The sequence below is a fragment of the Cereibacter azotoformans genome (assembly GCF_021391315.1).
GTDB lineage: Bacteria > Pseudomonadota > Alphaproteobacteria > Rhodobacterales > Rhodobacteraceae > Cereibacter_A > Cereibacter_A azotoformans.
In genome coordinates this window covers 311,460-328,787 of record NZ_CP090022.1, presented here as the reverse complement: position 1 = coordinate 328,787, position 17,328 = coordinate 311,460, and the positions used below count along the sequence as shown (strand labels likewise).

17 protein-coding genes are annotated in these 17,328 nt (G+C 68.0%); 4 read left to right on the top strand and 13 right to left on the bottom strand.

What is annotated here, in order from left to right; translation table 11 throughout:
* Positions 1 to 42: 42 nt before the first annotated feature.
* From LV780_RS16655 to LV780_RS16645, 3 genes are read right to left on the bottom strand one after another with little or no spacing between them, the layout of a single operon-like run.
* Positions 43 to 834 carry a MetQ/NlpA family ABC transporter substrate-binding protein gene (locus LV780_RS16655; RefSeq protein WP_117345105.1) on the bottom strand — a complete coding sequence of 264 codons (792 nt, stop codon included), beginning with the start codon at positions 832 to 834 and terminating at the stop codon, positions 43 to 45.
* A gap of 34 nt (positions 835 to 868) precedes the next feature.
* Positions 869 to 1,534 (bottom strand): methionine ABC transporter permease, encoded by a 666-nt coding sequence (locus LV780_RS16650; protein WP_108222346.1) that lies wholly within the window; start codon positions 1,532 to 1,534, stop codon positions 869 to 871.
* Positions 1,524 to 2,624: a methionine ABC transporter ATP-binding protein gene (locus LV780_RS16645; RefSeq protein ID WP_233864171.1), complete on the bottom strand. Its 1,101-nt coding sequence runs from the start codon at positions 2,622 to 2,624 to the stop codon at positions 1,524 to 1,526. Before LV780_RS16645 ends, LV780_RS16650 begins: the two co-directional genes overlap by 11 nt.
* Positions 2,625 to 3,053: 429 nt before the next feature.
* On the opposite strand from LV780_RS16645, the gene LV780_RS16640 reads away from it, so the two are divergent.
* Both LV780_RS16640 and LV780_RS16635 read left to right on the top strand, forming a co-directional pair.
* Entirely contained in the window at positions 3,054 to 3,848 is a 795-nt protein-coding gene (locus LV780_RS16640) for a MetQ/NlpA family ABC transporter substrate-binding protein (protein ID WP_108222345.1), read from the top strand.
* A 14-nt stretch (positions 3,849 to 3,862) separates the two neighbouring features.
* Entirely contained in the window at positions 3,863 to 5,512 is a 1,650-nt protein-coding gene (locus LV780_RS16635; protein ID WP_108222344.1) for an AMP-binding protein, read from the top strand.
* Between the two features lie 642 nt (positions 5,513 to 6,154).
* On the opposite strand, the gene LV780_RS16630 is transcribed toward LV780_RS16635, so the two are convergent.
* From LV780_RS16630 to LV780_RS16600, 7 genes are all read right to left on the bottom strand, one after another.
* Positions 6,155 to 6,667 (bottom strand): Lrp/AsnC family transcriptional regulator, encoded by a 513-nt coding sequence (locus LV780_RS16630; protein ID WP_180325177.1) that lies wholly within the window; start codon positions 6,665 to 6,667, stop codon positions 6,155 to 6,157.
* Entirely contained in the window at positions 6,664 to 7,122 is a 459-nt protein-coding gene (locus LV780_RS16625; RefSeq protein ID WP_181318553.1) for a hypothetical protein, read from the bottom strand. The genes LV780_RS16630 and LV780_RS16625 overlap by 4 nt, the downstream gene beginning before the upstream one ends.
* A gap of 3 nt (positions 7,123 to 7,125) precedes the next feature.
* Positions 7,126 to 7,845 carry a sulfate/molybdate ABC transporter ATP-binding protein gene (locus tag LV780_RS16620; protein WP_108222341.1) on the bottom strand — a complete coding sequence of 240 codons (720 nt, stop codon included), beginning with the start codon at positions 7,843 to 7,845 and terminating at the stop codon, positions 7,126 to 7,128.
* A gap of 10 nt (positions 7,846 to 7,855) precedes the next feature.
* The gene (cysW, locus tag LV780_RS16615; RefSeq protein WP_108222340.1) at positions 7,856 to 8,722 is read right to left on the bottom strand and encodes a sulfate ABC transporter permease subunit CysW; all 867 of its coding nucleotides are present in this window, start codon (positions 8,720 to 8,722) and stop codon (positions 7,856 to 7,858) included.
* 3 nt (positions 8,723 to 8,725) lie between these two features.
* The gene (cysT, locus tag LV780_RS16610; RefSeq protein ID WP_108222339.1) at positions 8,726 to 9,565 is read right to left on the bottom strand and encodes a sulfate ABC transporter permease subunit CysT; all 840 of its coding nucleotides are present in this window, start codon (positions 9,563 to 9,565) and stop codon (positions 8,726 to 8,728) included.
* A gap of 1 nt (position 9,566) precedes the next feature.
* Positions 9,567 to 10,574: a sulfate ABC transporter substrate-binding protein gene (locus tag LV780_RS16605; protein WP_108222338.1), complete on the bottom strand. Its 1,008-nt coding sequence runs from the start codon at positions 10,572 to 10,574 to the stop codon at positions 9,567 to 9,569.
* 69 nt (positions 10,575 to 10,643) lie between these two features.
* Positions 10,644 to 10,907 carry a hypothetical protein gene (locus LV780_RS16600; RefSeq protein WP_101342214.1) on the bottom strand — a complete coding sequence of 88 codons (264 nt, stop codon included), beginning with the start codon at positions 10,905 to 10,907 and terminating at the stop codon, positions 10,644 to 10,646.
* 445 nt (positions 10,908 to 11,352) lie between these two features.
* Between LV780_RS16600 and LV780_RS16595 the strand changes: the two genes are divergently transcribed.
* Complete coding sequence (locus LV780_RS16595) at positions 11,353 to 11,829, top strand: RrF2 family transcriptional regulator (protein WP_011910658.1); 477 nt, start codon at positions 11,353 to 11,355, stop codon at positions 11,827 to 11,829.
* A gap of 271 nt (positions 11,830 to 12,100) precedes the next feature.
* Here the strand turns inward: LV780_RS16595 and LV780_RS16590 are convergent, their stop codons facing one another.
* The 3 genes from LV780_RS16590 to LV780_RS16580 form a co-directional block, all read right to left on the bottom strand.
* The gene (locus tag LV780_RS16590) at positions 12,101 to 12,439 is read right to left on the bottom strand and encodes a phospholipase D-like domain-containing protein (protein ID WP_233864169.1); all 339 of its coding nucleotides are present in this window, start codon (positions 12,437 to 12,439) and stop codon (positions 12,101 to 12,103) included.
* A 290-nt stretch (positions 12,440 to 12,729) separates the two neighbouring features.
* Complete coding sequence (locus LV780_RS16585) at positions 12,730 to 15,465, bottom strand: relaxase/mobilization nuclease domain-containing protein (protein ID WP_181318552.1); 2,736 nt, start codon at positions 15,463 to 15,465, stop codon at positions 12,730 to 12,732.
* Positions 15,462 to 15,830, bottom strand: a complete 369-nt coding sequence (locus LV780_RS16580; protein ID WP_108222336.1) for a plasmid mobilization protein — start codon at positions 15,828 to 15,830, stop codon at positions 15,462 to 15,464. Before LV780_RS16580 ends, LV780_RS16585 begins: the two co-directional genes overlap by 4 nt.
* A gap of 793 nt (positions 15,831 to 16,623) precedes the next feature.
* On the opposite strand from LV780_RS16580, the gene LV780_RS16575 reads away from it, so the two are divergent.
* Positions 16,624 to 17,124, top strand: a complete 501-nt coding sequence (locus tag LV780_RS16575; RefSeq protein WP_146172328.1) for a hypothetical protein — start codon at positions 16,624 to 16,626, stop codon at positions 17,122 to 17,124.
* Positions 17,125 to 17,328: the final 204 nt, after the last annotated feature.

Genomic DNA, 17,328 nt, shown 5'->3' with positions numbered 1-17,328 from the left:
GGGTCGTCGGGGGAGGTCGACGACCCCCGGTCCGTCGCGGGCCTACCAGGCCGGCAGGACGGACCCTTCGAATTTGGCGTCTATGAAGGCGCGCACTTCGGGCGAGTGATAGGCGCCGACCAGATCCTTGACCCATGCGGCGTCGGCATCGGCCTTGCGCACGGCGATCAGGTTGACATAGGGCCCCTTGGGGTCCTCGCGCAGGATCGCGTCCGACGGCTTCAGCCCGGCCTCGGTGGCATAGTTGGTGTTGACGGCCGCCGCATCCACGTCGGGCAGCGAACGCGCCGTCTGCGCCGCATCGATCTCGAGGATCTTCAGCTTCTTCGGGTTCTCGACGATGTCGGCCACGGTGGGGGTGAAGCCCACGCCCTCGCGCAGGGTGATCGCGCCGTGGTCGCGCAGCAGCAGCAGCGAGCGGCCGCCGTTGGTCGGATCGTTCTGGATCGCGACGGTGGCGCCTTCAGGAAGGCTGGCCCAGTCGTCATGTTTCGTTGAATAGATCCCCAGCGGGAAGTTGACCGTCTGGGCCACCGGCACGATGTCATAGCCCCGGTCTCGGATCTGGTTGTCGAGATAGGGCTGATTCTGGAAACTATTGGCCTCGATCTCGCCGGCGTTCAGCGCCTCGTTCGGCACCACATAGTCCGAGAATTCGATGATCTCGATCTGGTGGCCCTTCTGCGCCGCAATCGGGCGCACCGCCTCGAGGATCTGGGCGTGCGGCCCCGGCGTCACGCCTATCCGCAGGGTTTCGGCCAGTGCGGGAAGGGCAAGCAAGGCGGCTCCGGTCGCGCCCAGAAGAAGGTCGCGGGACAGCAGGGTTCGGGACATGTCGATCTCCGTTTTCGGGTGAAGGCGCCGCCGGTCAGGGCCGGCGGATGCGCTTGTTGAGGTGGATGGCCAGCCGCTCGCCCGCGGTCTGGGTGGCCTGCACCAGCAGGACGAGGACGAGGACGACGACGGCCATCACCTCGGGCATGAAGCGTTGATAGCCGTAGCGGATGCCGAGATCGCCCAGACCGCCGCCGCCGACCGCGCCGACCATCGCCGAATAGCCAAGCAGGCTGACAAGGGCGAGCGTCAGGCCCAGCAGGATGCCGGGCAGCGCCTCGGGCAGCAGGACGCGGGTCACGATCTGGAGGGGCGTTGCCCCCATCGCGCGGGCGGCCTCGATCAGGCCGTGATCGACCTCGCGCACCGCGCCCTCGACGATGCGGGCGATGAAGGGGGCGGCCGCGATGGACAGCGGGACGATCGCAGCCGTGGTGCCGATCGAGGTGCCGGCAATGGCCCGCGTCAGCGGCACGATCGCCACCACCAGGATGATGAACGGGGTCGAGCGGGTGGCGTTCACAAGGACACCAAGCACCGCGTTCAGCCAAGGCGCGGCGAACAGCTCGCCCCGCTTGCTGGTGGCGAGAAACAGCCCCAGCGGCAGCCCCGCCGCCGCCCCGATCAGACCCGAGATGGCAACCATGTAGAGCGTGTCGCGGGTGGCCTCGACGATCAGGCGGATCAGTTCAGGCGACATGGGCGATCTCCTCGATCAAGGGGCGGGGATCGGGCAGGGCCGCCCGCAGCCGGGCCAGCGGCACGGTTTTCGGATCGAGCAGCGCCAGAACCACACCGAAGGGTCGCCCGCCGATGGAGTCGATCCGCGCCGAGACGATCTCGACGCCGGGGCCAAGGGCGCCGAGGCGGGCCAGCGCGGCGCCGGCCTGCCCGGCCAGCGTGATGCGGACAAGGCTGTGCGCACCCGCCTGACCGGGGGCGAGCTTGCGCGCCTCCCATTCGGGGGGCAGGTCCACGCCGGTCGCGGCGACCGCGAAACGCGCCGCGATGGGGGTGGCGGGGCGGGTGAAGACGTCGAACACCGGGCCGCTTTCGACGATCCGCCCGGCCTCGAGCACCGCGACCCGGTCGCAGATTTCCTTGATGACCGGGATCTCGTGGGTGATCAGCAGGATGGTTACGCCCAGATCCCGGTTCACCTGCCGCAGCAGCCGCAGGATCGACAGTGTGGTTTCAGGGTCGAGCGCCGAAGTCGCCTCGTCGCACAGCAGGATGCGCGGATCGTTGGCCAGCGCCCGGGCGATGCCGACGCGCTGCTTCTGCCCGCCCGACAGTTCGGCCGGATAGCGGTCGCGCTTGTCGGCGATGCCCACCAGATCCAGCAGCCGCTCGACCCGGGGCCGGATCTGCGCTGACGGAACCCCGGCAATGACCAGCGGCAGGGCCACGTTCTGGAACACCGTGCGCGAGGACAGCAGGTTGAAATGCTGGAAGATCATGCCAATCGAACGCCGCTCGCGCCGCCATTCGGCCTCGCTAAGGGCGCCGACCTCGCGGCCGAACAGGCTCACCCGGCCCGAGGTGGCATGCTCCAGCCCGTTGACCAGCCGGATCAGCGTCGACTTGCCGGCGCCCGAGGGGCCGATGACGCCGGTGATCGAGCCCGGACCCACGCTGACGCTGACATCGCGCAGCGCCGGAACCGGCGTCTGTCCATGACGAGAGGAATAGTTTTTCGATACATGCTCGAACGCGACGGCAGGGGGCGTCCCGGTGGCGGCTTCGGCCAGGGTGGAAGGCAGGGCGAAAAGCGGGCGCAGCAGGCTCATGGCTGTCTCCCCGTGCGGAGTCGGCATGTCGGCACTTGGCAGGGCATGGCGGCAACCTTCTGTTCTGACGAAACCTTATCTGAGAGAATTGATAAGGGCCGGGTGCTGCGCGTTCCAATCCAAAGACCGGCGGAATACGACGCGTCCCGTCTCCCGGCGGGCCGTTCGGGAGAAGACCATTCCCCGCCCGCGGCGGGCAGGCCGACCCCTTCCAGCGCGCTTGCACCGGTCAATGCACAGGCGGACGGGCCGCCCGGGAACAACTCTCTCCGGCTGCGCGGAGCGGGAGGATAAATCTCTACCATACAAGTCGTCTTTGGAATTCGGCGTGGAACATCCCGCGCCTACAGTCGGTGCCGGTCGACAACCGACACCGGCCGCGGGGCGATTCCCGTCGCTGGCCAGACAAGAGACACGAGAGGACGACAGATGAAGACGACTCGCCGCCACCTGATCGCGGCCCTTGGCCTTGGCGCCACGCTGGGCCTTGCGCTGCCCGCCTGGGCCGCCGACCCGCTGAAGATCGGCGTCTCGGCCGGCCCCTATGGCGACATCCTGCGCCACACGGCCGAACTGGCGGCCGCGCAGGGCATCGAGGCCGAGATCATCGAGTTCACCGACTGGCCGCTGATCAACGAGGCGCTGGCGCATGGCGACCTTGATGCCAACAACTTCCAGCACATCCCCTATCTTCAGAACCAGATCACCGCGCGCGGTTTCGATCTGGTGCCGGGGCCGGCCTCGATCGTGGTGCCGACCGGGGTCTATTCGGCGCGTCTCACCTCGCTCGCCGACCTGCCCGAAGGCGGCACCATCGCCATTCCGAACGATCCCAGCAACGCGGCCCGCGCACTGTTCCTGCTGGAAAAGGCCGGCGTCATCCGGCTGAAGGAAGGCGCGGGGATCACGGCGACGGTGCTCGATCTGGCCGGGAATCCGCGCAACCTGCGCTTCGTGGAACTGGACGCGGCGCAGCTTCCTACGTCGTTGCCCGATGTCGATGCCGCCGTCATCACGTTGAACTATGCCGTGCTGGCGGGGCTCGATCCGAAGACGGCGCTGATCCTGGAAGACGAGCACAGCCGCTGGCATCTGGTCTGGGCCACCCGCCGCGACAATGCCGAGGATGCGCGGCTGAAGACCTTCATCGACCTCTACCGCTCGCCCGAGGTGAAGGAGTTCATCCTGACGCGTTTCGATGGCACCATCCTGCCCACGTGGTGAAAGGGATTTTCGCAATGCCTTTTCCGCAGAACCGATGGGCCTGCCTGACCCCCTCGCCGGCAACGGATGTGCCGCTGTCGCCCCTCACCTTCCTGCGCCGGGCGGCGCGGGTCTGGCCGGGGCAGGTCGCCGTGATCGACGGCGACCGGCGCTTCACCTGGGCCGACTACGCCGAGCGTTGCCGCAGGCTTGCGGGGGCGCTGGCCGCGCTTTCGGTGGAACCGGGCGACGTGGTGGCGGTGCTGGCGCCGAACGTGCCGCTGATCCTCGAGGCGCATTTCGGGGTGCCGCTGGCCGGGGCGGTGCTGAACCCGCTGAACACCCGGCTGGACGGGGCGGGGCTGGCATTCATCCTTGCCCACAGCGAGGCGAAGGTGCTGCTGGTCGACGCGAGCCTTGCGACGCTTGCGGACGAGGCTCTGGCGGGCCTTGACCATCCGCCTGCGGTTCTGGTGGCGGGCGATGGTCCGCTGCCCGCCGGGCTCTCGGGCGCCGCGGACTACGAGGCCGCGCTGGCCGCGGCGTTGCCTGCGCCGTGGAGGCTGCCCGACTCCGAATGGGATCCGATCGCCATCAACTACACCAGCGGCACCACGGGCAACCCGAAGGGCGTGGTGCTGCACCACCGCGGCGCCCATCTGGCGGCGCTGGCCAACATGGCGGTGCTGGGCCTGCGCAGCGACAGCCGCTATCTCTGGACGCTGCCCGCGTTCCACTGCAACGGCTGGAGCGGCATCTGGGCCGCCGCCGCGGCGGGAACCACGCAGGTCTGCCTGCCGCGGGTCGATCCGGTGGCGATCCTGAACCGCATCGACGAGGCGGCAATCACCCATCTTTGCGCCGCCCCGGTCGTGCTGACGATGATTCTGAACGTCCGCGACGGCGTGCCCGAGCGCGGCCCCGGCAGCCGTCCGGTCATCATCGGCACCGGCGGCGCGGCGCCGACCTCGGCCGTGCTGGCCGCCGCGGCGGCGCGGGGCTTCGATGTGATCCACATGTATGGCATGACCGAAAGCTATGGCCCGACCACGGTCTGCGCGCCGCAGGCGGCATGGGCCGACCTCGCCCCGGCCGAGCTGGCCACGGTCCGCGCGCGGCAGGGGGTGCCGCTGGTGGCGGTCGAGGATGTGACAGTGCTGGACCCGGAGGGCCGACCGGTTCCGGCCGATGGCCGGACGCTGGGCGAGATCGCCTTTCGCGGCAACACGGTGATGCTGGGCTATCTGAAGAACCCGGCGGCCACGTCCGAGACGCTGGCGGATGGCTGGCTGCGCACCGGCGATCTGGGCGTCCTGCATCCCGACGGATATGTCGAGGTGAAGGACCGCGCCAAGGACATCATCATCTCGGGCGGTGAGAACATCAGTTCGCTCGAGGTCGAGGAAGTCCTGTCGCGCCATGCCGCCGTGCTCGAGGCGGCCGTGGTGGCCGAGCCGCACCCGTTCTGGGGCGAGTCCCCGGCCGCCTTCGTCACGCTGCGCGCCGAAGGCCCCGCGCCCTCCGGGGCCGATCTGATCGCATGGGTGCGTGATCACCTTGCGCATTTCAAGGCGCCGCGGCGTGTGGTGTTCCGCGACCTGCCGAAGACCGCGACCGGCAAGATCCAGAAGGCTGCCCTGCGGGAAGAGGCCCGGCGGATCGCGGCGGCGCCATCGTCGACCTGAACCGACGGCAGGCGCCCGTTCCAGCGGGCGCCGGTCGGCTCATGTTCTTTGGAGGAAGGAGCCTGTCAGGCTTGCCGATCGTCGGGTGCCGCGACAGTCGGGTTGGCTTGGGCTTCGCGAGACAACCGCAGGGTGACGGGTGCGAAAGCCCGCCCGAACCGACGGAGAAGGGACGCCTCGTGGGCCTTGGGGTTCGACTGCAGCAGGGGGACCAGCAGACGGGCAAGCTCCGGATCGGGGCCGTGGAACATCACGTCACCGGATCTGGCCAACAGTTGCACCGGCGGAGCTGAGGCTTCCGGACGGCGCTAGAATGATCCCCACCACCGCGGCATAGGCCAGCAGGAACACCGCCAGGCCGACCGGGCAAGGCCGCGTTGCCGACAGGACGCGCACCTGCGCCTTGCCCAGCGTCGCAGCACGGGCCGGGTCTGCAGATACGGACTTCGTTGCCGCGGTCCCGAAGTGTGTCTGTGCTGAATGCATCGCTCGGCGCCTCCATTCCATCCGCAAATAGACTAGCATGATTGTCGTGTTTGGATCTGCCTCTTTTCCAGCCGGGAGCGATGACGTCTTTCTGTCGGGGTCGCCATTCGTAGAAACCTGTTCCCTCCCCTGTTGGACCACGGTCGACTCGCCGGGTCAGGGATCAGTCGTGTTGACGGGATGGACGGTGGTATCCTTCATGCGCTCCATGGCGAATTTCGAGGTGACGTTGCGGGGGGCGGTGGCCTCGGTCAGGCGCTGATAGAAACGGTCGAAACTGGGCATGTCGGGCATCACCACCTTCAGCAGGTAATCGACGTCGCCGGCCATGCGCCAGACGCCCACCACCTCGGGCAGGCCGGTCACCGTCTCGACGAAGCGCGCGCGCCAGGCGGGGCTGTGGTCTGGGGCCTCGATCTCGACGAAGACCGTCAAGCCAAGCCCGATCCGCCCGGGATCGACCAGCGCCACCCGGCCGGTAATCACGCCCGACTGTTCCAGCCGCTGGATGCGCTTCCAGCACGGGGTCTGCGACAGGCCCACCCGGTCGGCCAGTTGCGCGATCGAGATCGAGCAGTCGCGTTGCAGCTCGTGGATGATCTTGCGGTCGATCCGGTCCATGGCCGGCGCGCGGGGCGGAGAGTCCGTGTGTGTGTCGAGCATTGTCATCCATCCATCCTCACGGGGAGTTCAGGCGCCGGAGCGCAGCGGAAGGGGCCGAGGGGCCGGCCAGGGCCGAGCCACTCAGGTGCGAGCGCGGACCGCAGCCGCTGGGCCGCCTGGCCGAGCGCGAGCGGATCGGCAGGTGCCAGTCCCGGCAGAAGCGGTTGCAGCCGGTGGCGCAGCAGCGCGTTCCATTCCGGCAGCGCCAGCCGGGCGCGTCCGTCGGGCAGAACCACCGCCCGCAGTCGGTGCTGAAGCTCCGGTTCTGCCAGCCAGACCGCATGGTTGCGCGGCCCGGCGCGGCGCAGGCGCCATCCCTTCACCGCCAGTACCCGGATCGCGTCCAGCAGATCGGGTGGCAACCGCGGATCGGGGCGGAAAGGGGCGGTGGTCGCCCATAGCGCGAGGCGCGCGGGCAGCAGGGCTGCGAGCCCGCTGCCGGGACTTCGGCCGGGCGCCATCGCTCAGGCCGAGATGAACTGTCTGACAAAGTCGGTTTTTGGCCTTGCGCGAATGTCCCCGGGCTTGCCGATCTGCTCGATGCGGCCCATCGACATCACCACGACGAGGTCGGCGAGCTCCATCGCCTCCTCCTGGTCGTGGGTGACGAAGACGGTGGTCAGGCCGGTCGCGTCGTGGATCTCGCGCAGGCCCTGGCGCAGCTCCTTGCGGACGCGGGCGTCGAGCGCGCCAAAGGGCTCGTCGAGGAGCAGCATCCGCGGCTCGATGGCCAGCGCGCGGGCCAGCGCCACCCGTTGGCGCTGGCCGCCCGACAGTTGTGAGGGATACCGCGCGCCGATGTCGGGCAGCTGGATCAGATCGAGCAGCTTGTGGACACGGCGGTCGATCTCTGGCCCGGTGGGGCGGTGGCGGCGGGGACGGGCGCGCAGGCCGTAGGCCACGTTCTCGAACACCGTCATGTGCCGGAACAGCGCATAGCTCTGGAACACGAAGCCCGCGCGGCGCTCCTGTACCGTCAGGCCGGTCGCGTCCTGGCCGTCGAAGAGCACCCGCCCCGAGGTCGGAAACTCCAGCCCGCCGAGGATGCGCAAGAGCGTGGTCTTGCCCGAGCCCGACGGCCCCAGAAGCGCGATCAGCGCGCCCGAGGGGATCGACAGGCTGACCGGATGCAGCGCGGTGGTGGGGCCGAATTCCTTGGCGATCTCGTCGATCTGGATATGCATGGGCCTCTCCTCAGTGGCGGTGGGTGGCGGCCAGCTGGTCGGCATAGCGCCATTCCAGGGCGGATTTCAGCGTCAGGGTGACAAGGGCGAGCGCCGCCAGCAGCGCCGCCATCGAAAAGGCCGCGACCGAGAGATATTCGTTGTAGAGCATCTCGATCATGATCGGCATGGTCGAGGTCTTGCCGCGGATCTTGCCCGAGACGACGGCGACGGCGCCGAACTCGCCCATGGCGCGGGCGTTGCAGAGCAGCACGCCGTAAAGCAGCGCCCAGCGGATGTTCGGCAGCGTCACGGTCAGGAACATCCGCCAGCCCGAGGCGCCAAGGGTCAGCGCGGCCTCCTCCTCGGCGCGGCCCTGTTCGGTCATCACCGGGATCAGCTCGCGCGCGACGAAGGGGAAGGTGATGAACATGGTGGCCAGCACGATGCCGGGAATGGCGAAGACCACCGGGTAGCCGTTGGCGACCAGCCAGCCGCCGATCGCCGAATTGGCACCGAACAGCAGCACGAAGCACAGCCCCGCCACCACCGGCGAGACCGAGAACGGCAGGTCGATCAGCGTGATCAGGAAGGCCTTGCCGCGCCAGTCGAACTTGGTGATCGCCCAGGCGGCGGCGATGCCCGCGGCCGCGTTCAGTGGCACCGAGACCGCGGCCACGATCAGCGTCAGCTGGATCGCTGCCTGCGCGTCGCGGTTGCCAAGCGAGGCCACCGCCAGAGCCACGCCCTGTTTCAGCGCCTCGGCAAAGACCGCCAGCAGCGGGGCCAGCACCAGCATGGCCAGGAGGGCCAGCGTGGTCAGGATCAGCAGGCGGCGGACCCAGACAGGCTCGGCGGTGGCCGCAAGGGGGGTGGGCAGGGAAAGAGTGTGTGACATGGCTCAGACCGCGCCCATTCGGCGGCGGCTCCAGATCTGGACAAGGTTGATGGCCAAAAGCAGCGCGAAGGAAATTCCCAGCATGGCCAGCGCGATGGCCACGGCGCCGTCATAGTCGAATTCTTCCAGCCGGATCACGATCAGCAGGGGCGCGATCTCGGTTGCCATCGGCAGGTTGCCGGCAATGAAGATGACCGATCCGTATTCGCCCACGCTGCGCGCCAAGGCCAGCGCAAAGCCGGTCAGCAGCGCGGGCACCAGCATCGGCAGGATGACGCGCGTGAAGGTCCGTGCCCGCGAGGCGCCCAGCGTGGCCGAGGCTTCTTCCACCTCGCGGTCGATTTCCTCGATCACCGGCTGAACCGAACGGACGACAAACGGCAGGCCTACGAAGATCAGCGCGATCCAGATGCCGGCCTCGGTATAGGCGACGCGCAGCCCGAAGGGGGCGAGAAGCTGGCCGAGGGGACCGTTCGGGGCGTAAAGCGCGGTCAGCGCGATGCCGGCCACCGCGGTGGGCAGCGCGAAGGGCAGGTCCACCGCCGCATCGACAAGGCGGCGGCCGGGGAAGCGGTAGCGCGCCAGCACCCAGGCCAGCGCCAGGCCGAAGACGAGATTGAAAAGCGCCGCCACCAGCGCCGCCCGGAACGACAGGATCAGTGCCGCCTGCACCCTCTCGCGCGCCAGCAGGGCCAGAATGTCGGCCGGCCCGATCGCCGCCCCCCGCAGGAGCAGCGCGCCGATCGGCAGCAGCACCACCAGCGACAGGATGGTCAGCGTGATCCCCATCGAAAGGCCGAAGCCGGGAAGGGCGGTGGGTGCCCGGAGTGCAAGCGGGCGCATGTCACTTTGCCTCGTAGATCTGGTCGAAGATGCCGCCGTCACCGAAATGTTCGGGCTGTGCCTTGGCCCAGCCGCCGAAATGGCCGATCTCGACCAGTTCCAGTTCGGGGAAGCGCTTCACATCCTGCGGATCGGCGGCCGAGGCATCCCAGGCGCGGTAGAAATGCCGGAAGGCCGCCGCTTGCGCCTCGGGGGTGTAAAGGTACTCCAGATAGGCGGTCGCCAGCTCGCGTTGCGCATCCGAGGCGATGTTGCCCTCGACCAGCGCCACCGGCGGTTCGGCGAGTACCGAAACCGAAGGCACGACGATGTCGAACCGGTCCTCGCCCAGTTCCTTCAGCGCCAGCCAGGCTTCGTTTTCCCAGGCGAGAAGCACGTCGCCAAGGCCCCGCTGCGCGAAGGTCGTGGTCGACCCGCGGGCGCCGGTATCCAGCACCGGCACATTGCGGAACAGCGCGCCGACGAACTCTTTCGGGTCCTGCCCGTTCTTCTCGGCCCAGGCCCAGGCCGCCAGATAGTTCCAGCGCGCCCCGCCCGAGGTCTTGGGGTTCGGCGTGATGACCTGCACCCCGTCCTTCACCAGATCGCCCCAATCGGCGATGCCCTTGGGATTGCCCTCGCGCACCAGAAACACGATGGTCGAGGTATAGGGCGAGGAATTGTGAGGCAGTTTCGACTGCCAGTCGGCCGGAAGCTTGCCGGATCTTTCGGCGATCGCGTCGATGTCCGAGGCCAGCGCCAGGGTCACCACCTGCGCATTCAGCCCGTCGATCACCGACCGCGCCTGTGCGCCGGACCCGCCGTGGCTGGTCTCGATCGTCGGCGCCTCGTGGCCCTGCGATTGCCAGTGTTTCGCGAAGGCCTCGTTCACCTCGCGGTAAAGTTCGCGCGTGGGGTCGTAGCTGACGTTCAGCAGCGTCTCGGCCGAGGCCGGCGCCCCGAAGGCTGCGGCCAGCGCAAGGCCCGCCACGGCCAGCGCGCGCGGGAAACTCTGGTGGATCCTGGTCATCTGTCTCTCTCTATTCCTGTCTGTCGTCAGGCCGGCCCGCTTTGGTGGGCCGGCGTCCATTCCTGCCGGTCAGATCCGGGCAAGCGGCTCGGCGACGCGGCTGACCTCGGCCCGCCACAACCGCGGATCGCGGTCCTCCAGCAGGCTGGCCAGCCCTTCGGTGGCGTCGCGGGTGTAGATCACCAGCGGCATCCCGTTCAGCCGCAGCACGTCGCCGGTTTCGCGGTGAACCAGATGCAGGCTCCAGACCGGGCCGGCCTGCGCCGCATCGCGGTCGCGGCACATCCGCCGGAAGCCCTGCGGCTGACGGCTGTCGAACGCTCTCGCTTCCATGATCGTCTCCCATTGGCTTCCGACGGACCCGCTGCCGTCCCGATAAATACGACAGATAAAATCGTGTATGACAAGGAAAGAGAATGGGCGATCTTCGGCCGTTCAGGAGAAGAATGTTCTCTGGCCCCGGCAGCGCCGGGAAGAAGATCGGAAAGAACCCCGGTCAGTGCAGGCTTTTGCCGCGGTTGATGTGGGCTTGCGGGAAACGGGTGTTCGCGGCTCGGAATGAATTGCCCCGGCTGGCAAGTCGCCCATTTCTTGTGCGAATGCGGAGGCGCCCCTGTCTCCGAGGCCGCCATCCGGCGCTCAGCTTCGAAGCAGCGAGCGCGAATCGATGTGTGAAAGAGGCGGGGCCGGTGCCGCAGGCGGCCGGTGTTGCGGCCATATACGACCCGAGATGTCGAATTTCCTTGTCGCGTTCTCGGCGGAACAATAGTTTCAGCTCATGATCACGCAAAAGATGAAATACGCGCTGAAGGCCCTGATGGTGCTGGCCGAGGAACGCGCGGGCGAGCGTCGGGCGCTGCGCATCGAGGATATCGCCGCGCGGTCGGGCACGCCGAAGCGGTTTCTGGAGCACATCCTGCTCGACATCCGCAACGCGGGCTTCATCGCCAGCCTGCGCGGCCGGTCGGGCGGTTATCTGCTGATCAAGGAGCCGTCGCAGATTCCGCTGAGCGACCTGCTGCGGATGATCGACGGTCCGATCGCGCCGCTGCCCTGCCTGTCGCGCAGATCCTACCAGCGCTGCGAGGATTGCACCGACGAGGCCGCCTGCCGCATCCGCAAGGTCTTTGCCGAGATCTTCTGGTCATACCTGCTGCTGATCGAATCCCTCACCCTTGCCGATCTGGTCAGGACCCCAGCCGCCGCAGAACAGATCATGGCCGCCCCGACCGCATCGGTCTTCAAGCAGGACTGACAACAGGCTGTCCACTGTGTTTCGGCCCTTTGATTGCGGGGTGTGATCACGCCTGATTTCCTGTTCATGCAGGGGTCATGGACCTGTCCGAGGACGTGGCCTCATGAAGATGTCCGCGTCGGGTGCCTCCACATGCGCATCGACGTCCTTGGGGCTTCAGCCGATTGGACGAGGTCACCGCAAAACTGTCCCGGCGAGACATCGCACGCCTCCAGTCTGCCCGCAGATGTGCCCTCGAGATCGGCGAGCCGGTGCAGCGCCGCCGACCCGGTCACATCCATGTAGTCGCCGACGACAATCCGCAGTCGGCCGCCCCGTTAAAGTGGGGAGGATTACCGCGGAACCAGGGCTCGATCAGATGGACGCCGGAGTCCATCGCGAAGGCCCCCGCCAGATTGACGATGTCGGCCCGGGCGGTTCCTTCTGCGATCAGCGGCAGCAGGGCGTCATCGACGCCGGTGGCGATGCGGCTGGGGCCGGGCTGCGCTTCGCGCAGGATGAAGTGGCCGTGCTCGATCGCGACGTGAAAGCCCCGCACCCCGGCGGCGGCTGGGGCTTCTCCCATCTTCGCCAGCAGCTGGAATTGCTCCGCCGCGGCCAGGTCGGACAAGCAACCGACATACAGGGGCGCGGTCAGGGGACCGAGCGACCGAAAAATCGGGCAATCAGGCAACGGATCGGACAATGCGGAACCTCAAGCACCGCGCCACGCTAGGGGTTTTCACCGGGTTGTCCAGGAGGAGGCGTTCGGACCTGCCCGTCCTGCCATGCTAGCCTCAGGGGAACGTCTCCAATGGACTGGCTAAGAACGGCCGCGGCGAGCAGCGTCGGTTCTGACCCTGCCCGCTTCGAGCGGCAACATCGGCGGCGCGGGCAGCCTGACCGACGCCGGACGCTGCATCAGTTCCATCCCAGCGACGGCAGATCGTCGGGGGTCGGAGCGGACAGGGGAGCCTGCGACGGGTGCGAGGGGCTGTCGGCTGGTGGGTGTAGAGGGCGGGTCCCCTTCGTTGCGTTCAGCACCTCCAGCCAATCCTTGCAGATCCGGCTCGATCCAGCGACCTGGCCCCGCGGGGCGAGCCGCCGCGCGCTGGGGACGATGGTCACAAGGCGCGCGTGCAGCGTCTCGCCCGCCACGTCGGCGTCGAAGGCGCCGAACACGCGGCGGCCCTCGGCCAGTCGGGCCAAAGCCCGTACCGTCTCCGGGCCGAAGCCGCCGCCGGTCGAGACGTAGATAGTGTCGGCGCGATTCTCGATCTCGGCCACGGCGAGGGCGTCGAGGCCGCCTTCGCAGACCACCATCCGCGTGGAACTGCGCAGGTCGCCCAGAACGCAGAGCGACTTCCGGCCGCCCTTCGCGAACCGCGCCTGGTTCTTCGCGCCATCCCTTTCCCAGCGTTGCTCGAAGCCCTGGATGTCGCCGGTCTCGAGGTTGCGGTGGGCGAAGAGGATGCCGGCGAACGGGCCGCAGCGCAGCTCGGTCGCGAAACGGTCGAGGGTGCTGCGGGCGATACCGCGGACCTCGGCATAGGTCGCAGCACCCCGGATCATGGACGCCTGCTCCCACCGCTGACGGGCCGCGGTGTGGTCGTGATCCTCGGGATCGGCGGGCGCCGCAGGAACCGGGCGCTCGGCCAAGGCCGACACGGGGGTCGTCCCGGCCAGTTCGCGGAGCGCAGCGCGGGCGTGGCCCAAGGTCCGCCCCGGGTTGTCGAGGCGCCAGAGGTCGAACACCGATCCGGCCCTGCCGCTCTTGTTCGACGTCCAGAGCCAGTGGCCCGCCTTTGTCAGCGTGCATTTGATCGTGTCACCACCGCGCTGGTAGATGCGGAATCGCCGACCCTGCCGGTCCGAACTGTCGGGATGGGTGGCCGAGACGTCGGACCAGCCGCCCGCCGCGGCGACCATGCCGATGTCGAGCCGCTTCAGGTCGTCGAGTTCGCGCGCATCGTTCTCGCGCAGTTGGCGTTGGATGCGGCGGGCACCGGCGGGATCGGTCTTCGCTGCGTCCGGTGCCGGCTTGGGCTTCGGCGCCGGCATTGCCTTCGACAGGTTCGCCAGCAGGCGGTCGCGCACCTCGCGGACCATTCGCCGTTTCTCGCTGGCGGCCGGCTCACGTCCGGGCCCGATGACATCGATCACCGCCTGGGCCTCGGCGCTGACCTCACGTTTCTGGTCGGCGACATGCTTCCGAGCAGCGGCGTTGTCCCGAACCGCCGCCTCCCGGTCGGCCTGGTCCTCCAGATGCGCCTGCCGCGCCGCCTCGGCGTGGTGGTCGATCATCGGCCGGGTCGCCTGCCACCGAGCGTAGATCCGGTCCGCCTCGGCCTGCACCTCCGGCGGAACACCCATGACCCGCAGGCCGGCCGCGGCCGCCTCGAGCGACATCTGCCGGATGTAGTCGGCATCCTCGCCGGAGGGGACTACCGTCGTCCAGCCCTTGGCCTTCGCCATGGCGATCATCGTCGCCCGGGCGGCTCGGGTGGAGGCTGAGGTCGTGAGCTCCGGCCCATGATCGCGCACCGTCACGCCGTCCCGGAACGCGATCCTCGGCGGCCGAGCATTGAGCGCGACGAAGCGGATTTCCCGGGCAATGCGCGGGTCGACGTGGATGTTGACGTAGAGGCGGCGCAGCAGGGTCACCTTGAACGCCTCCGCCCGGGTTGCCTTCTCGTCCTCCGGCGACGGTGCGCCTTCAAGGCCGATCGGGCCGGCGGGGACGGGGTGATCCAGGTGGGCATCCGCGTCCGGTTCCGGATCGGCGATTGCTGGGACATGGGGCCCGAGGCGCTTTTCCATTCGGGAAAGCGAGAACCACGACCCGAACGAGCTGGCCTTGGCGTATTCCGTCGAGCCGATCAGGTGGACCCGGGCGCCCGAGCCGAACGGCTGGTAGCGCAGCCCGAGTTCGCGCAGCGCCAGATGCAGCGTCGGCCAGTCCGCGGATCCCTCCACCGCCGCTCGCACCTTCGCCTTCAGCGGATCCGGGAGGCTGTGGTCGAAGGTCTCGAACCCGGTCCGCTTCTCGGTGCGGATCTCGGCCGAGGTCTTCGGGCGCCGCCCGGCCTCGCGGTCAGTCCTGACCTTGTCCCAGTGCGCGGCGGGCTTCGGCAGCAGGCGGGCGACACGGCGACCCTCGGTCACGACGACCACAAGATCGAAATGGCCCCGGTCGTGGCTCCAACCCTGGTCCAGCTCGATCTGGCGGCAGGCAAGCTCGGCCTTCTCGTGGTCCTTCGACTTCGACCAGACCTTTTCCGTCAGCGGATGCACGGTGTTGATCACGGCATGGATATGGCAGCGCCGCGTGTCGCGGTGGGTGCCGATCACCGCCTGGTGCTCCTCGAGCCCGAGGCTGCGGATCAGATGGTCCATGGCTTCGACCTGTTGGTCATCGGTCGGCTGCTCATGTTCGTGCCAGCTGAGCACGAGGTGATAGTAGGGCTTCCGGACCTTCTCGGACAGCTCGGCCGTCAGCCGCATCTCGCGCGCCGCCTCCCGCCAGTCGCGCGATTCGAGGTTGCGCAACTCGATCCGCGAGGCCTTCGAACACACGTAGTCGATGCCCGGCTTAAACGCGTCCGGGCCGGCACCGGAACCCGGCTCGCCGGGCACCTGGATGATCTCGCAGATCACGTCAGATGGCTCCGGATCGCACGCATGACCTGCTCGCAGACCTTGATCGCGTCGTCGATGATCCGCCGATCCTCCAGAGCGAGCGCCCATGCCCGGCCCGCGTTGAATCGGTGTGCGATCTGGTTCACGTTGGTGCCGATCTTCGCCAGCGCGACCAAGATGCGTGCGGCGTCCTTCCGGTCGATCCAGTGGTCCTGCCCGTCACTGCGCACGAACGCCGAGAGGTAGGCGTTTGCCGACTCGTACCCCGCGGCCCGCGCCCGGGCCTCGAACCGGAGAAACTCCTCCTCCGTCACGCGCTTCGACAGACGCCGGTCCGCCCGCCGCTTGTCCGATCGCGTCTTTCCATCTCCGGCTCGTGCCATGCCCTGTCTCCCTGAGGTCCACCGCCGGAGTCTAGGCGCCCACACCGAAAATCCTTTCACACCTCCTTTCCCTACCGCCCCCTTCCCCTGAGGCGCGGAGGGGCACGCCCCCGACAAGCCTCGGCCAAATCGGTTCAGCCCGCGAGAAACCGGCGTTTCATGTAAAAATTACGGAGATCAGCGGGCGCATCAGGATCCGCCTATCCGGCAAGCCGGTGCCCGGATCGGAAGGGAAGGAAGGCTCCATGCGCCGATCAATCCGGCCCGCCGGCATCCCCTTTACGGGTAAACCGTTTCGTCATCGGGTAATTCCTGTCATGGTGAGTGACCCCCGCCACGGAAAGGGTGGCCCTGTCCAGAGCAGAGCAGGGTATGGGGACGGGTTCCCGTCCCCCGGCTGCAAGCAGCCGCCCTGTTCCCGATCATCGGCGCCGCTGAGGCGGCTTCTCCATCGGAAAGAGGCAACCCCTCGGCGCACATCGACATGCGCTTGTCGGGTGGGGAAGGGGGCGGCAGGGGAAGGGAAGGCGAGCCGCCACTCGGCTGCCGGAGCCAGTTCCGGACCCTGGGCGTTCCGGGCGTCATGCCGGGTTTTGAGCCGAACGTCCCGGTTTGCGTCGACCAAAGGTTGAGCCTTCGCCGGGGCGGCACCCGTACACCCGCAACCGATGTCGGCACGTTCACCGATGGCGCCGGGCAGGTTCCGACCGGGACCGACAAACAAACTCCCTCAGTCCGTTTGCGATTTTCGCGGCGTCCCCGAACCATGGCTGTGAAAGACCGGGAGATCACCATGTCCGAGGCATCCGCGCCTGCCCTCTATGTCGGAATCCAGATGGCCGAGCGTTGGCAGTCCATCATCGACGCCTGCGATGCACGGGGGCACGTGGACCTGTCCGTCGCCGTAGACGACAACGCGTCAGGCGGCCTCTTCGCGGACATTCACGACCTACCGCGCGCGAATATGGCACACACGGATCAGATCAGGTGCATTGATCCGGAGGAACCCGCGGCGTCTGAGGATGCCGGAAGTCCCACAACCCACTCGCATGCCTCGCAAGATGTCGCGCCGCCCGTGTCGAAGGATCCGGCGCTGGCGTCGGCGCTATGTCTTGCCGCACTGGCCGCCAGCCGGAGTGCTGGATCACGAGGAACCGTGATTGCTATCCCGGTTTTGGAGGCCGTTCTGTCCATCTCCTGCGGCAATAGTCTCGCGATGACGCATTGCATCAACCGCGCGGGCCGATCAGCGCGCGGTCCCCCACATGCGACTGATGAACCCATGCTGACATAGCGTCCGCAACGCCGCGCCTATAGGCGACGGTGATACTGTGGTAGCGCTCGCGTCCCGGCAGATGATGTCGAGCGACGTCACTGGCAGGGTGCATCGCATCGAGTTAGACCGGACAGCGAAGCTGATCACGAGGCGTTCGATGTTCGACCTCACCGTCCCGCAACTCCGCGGGCTTGACGATGCGCGGCTGCGCGAATTGGTGGC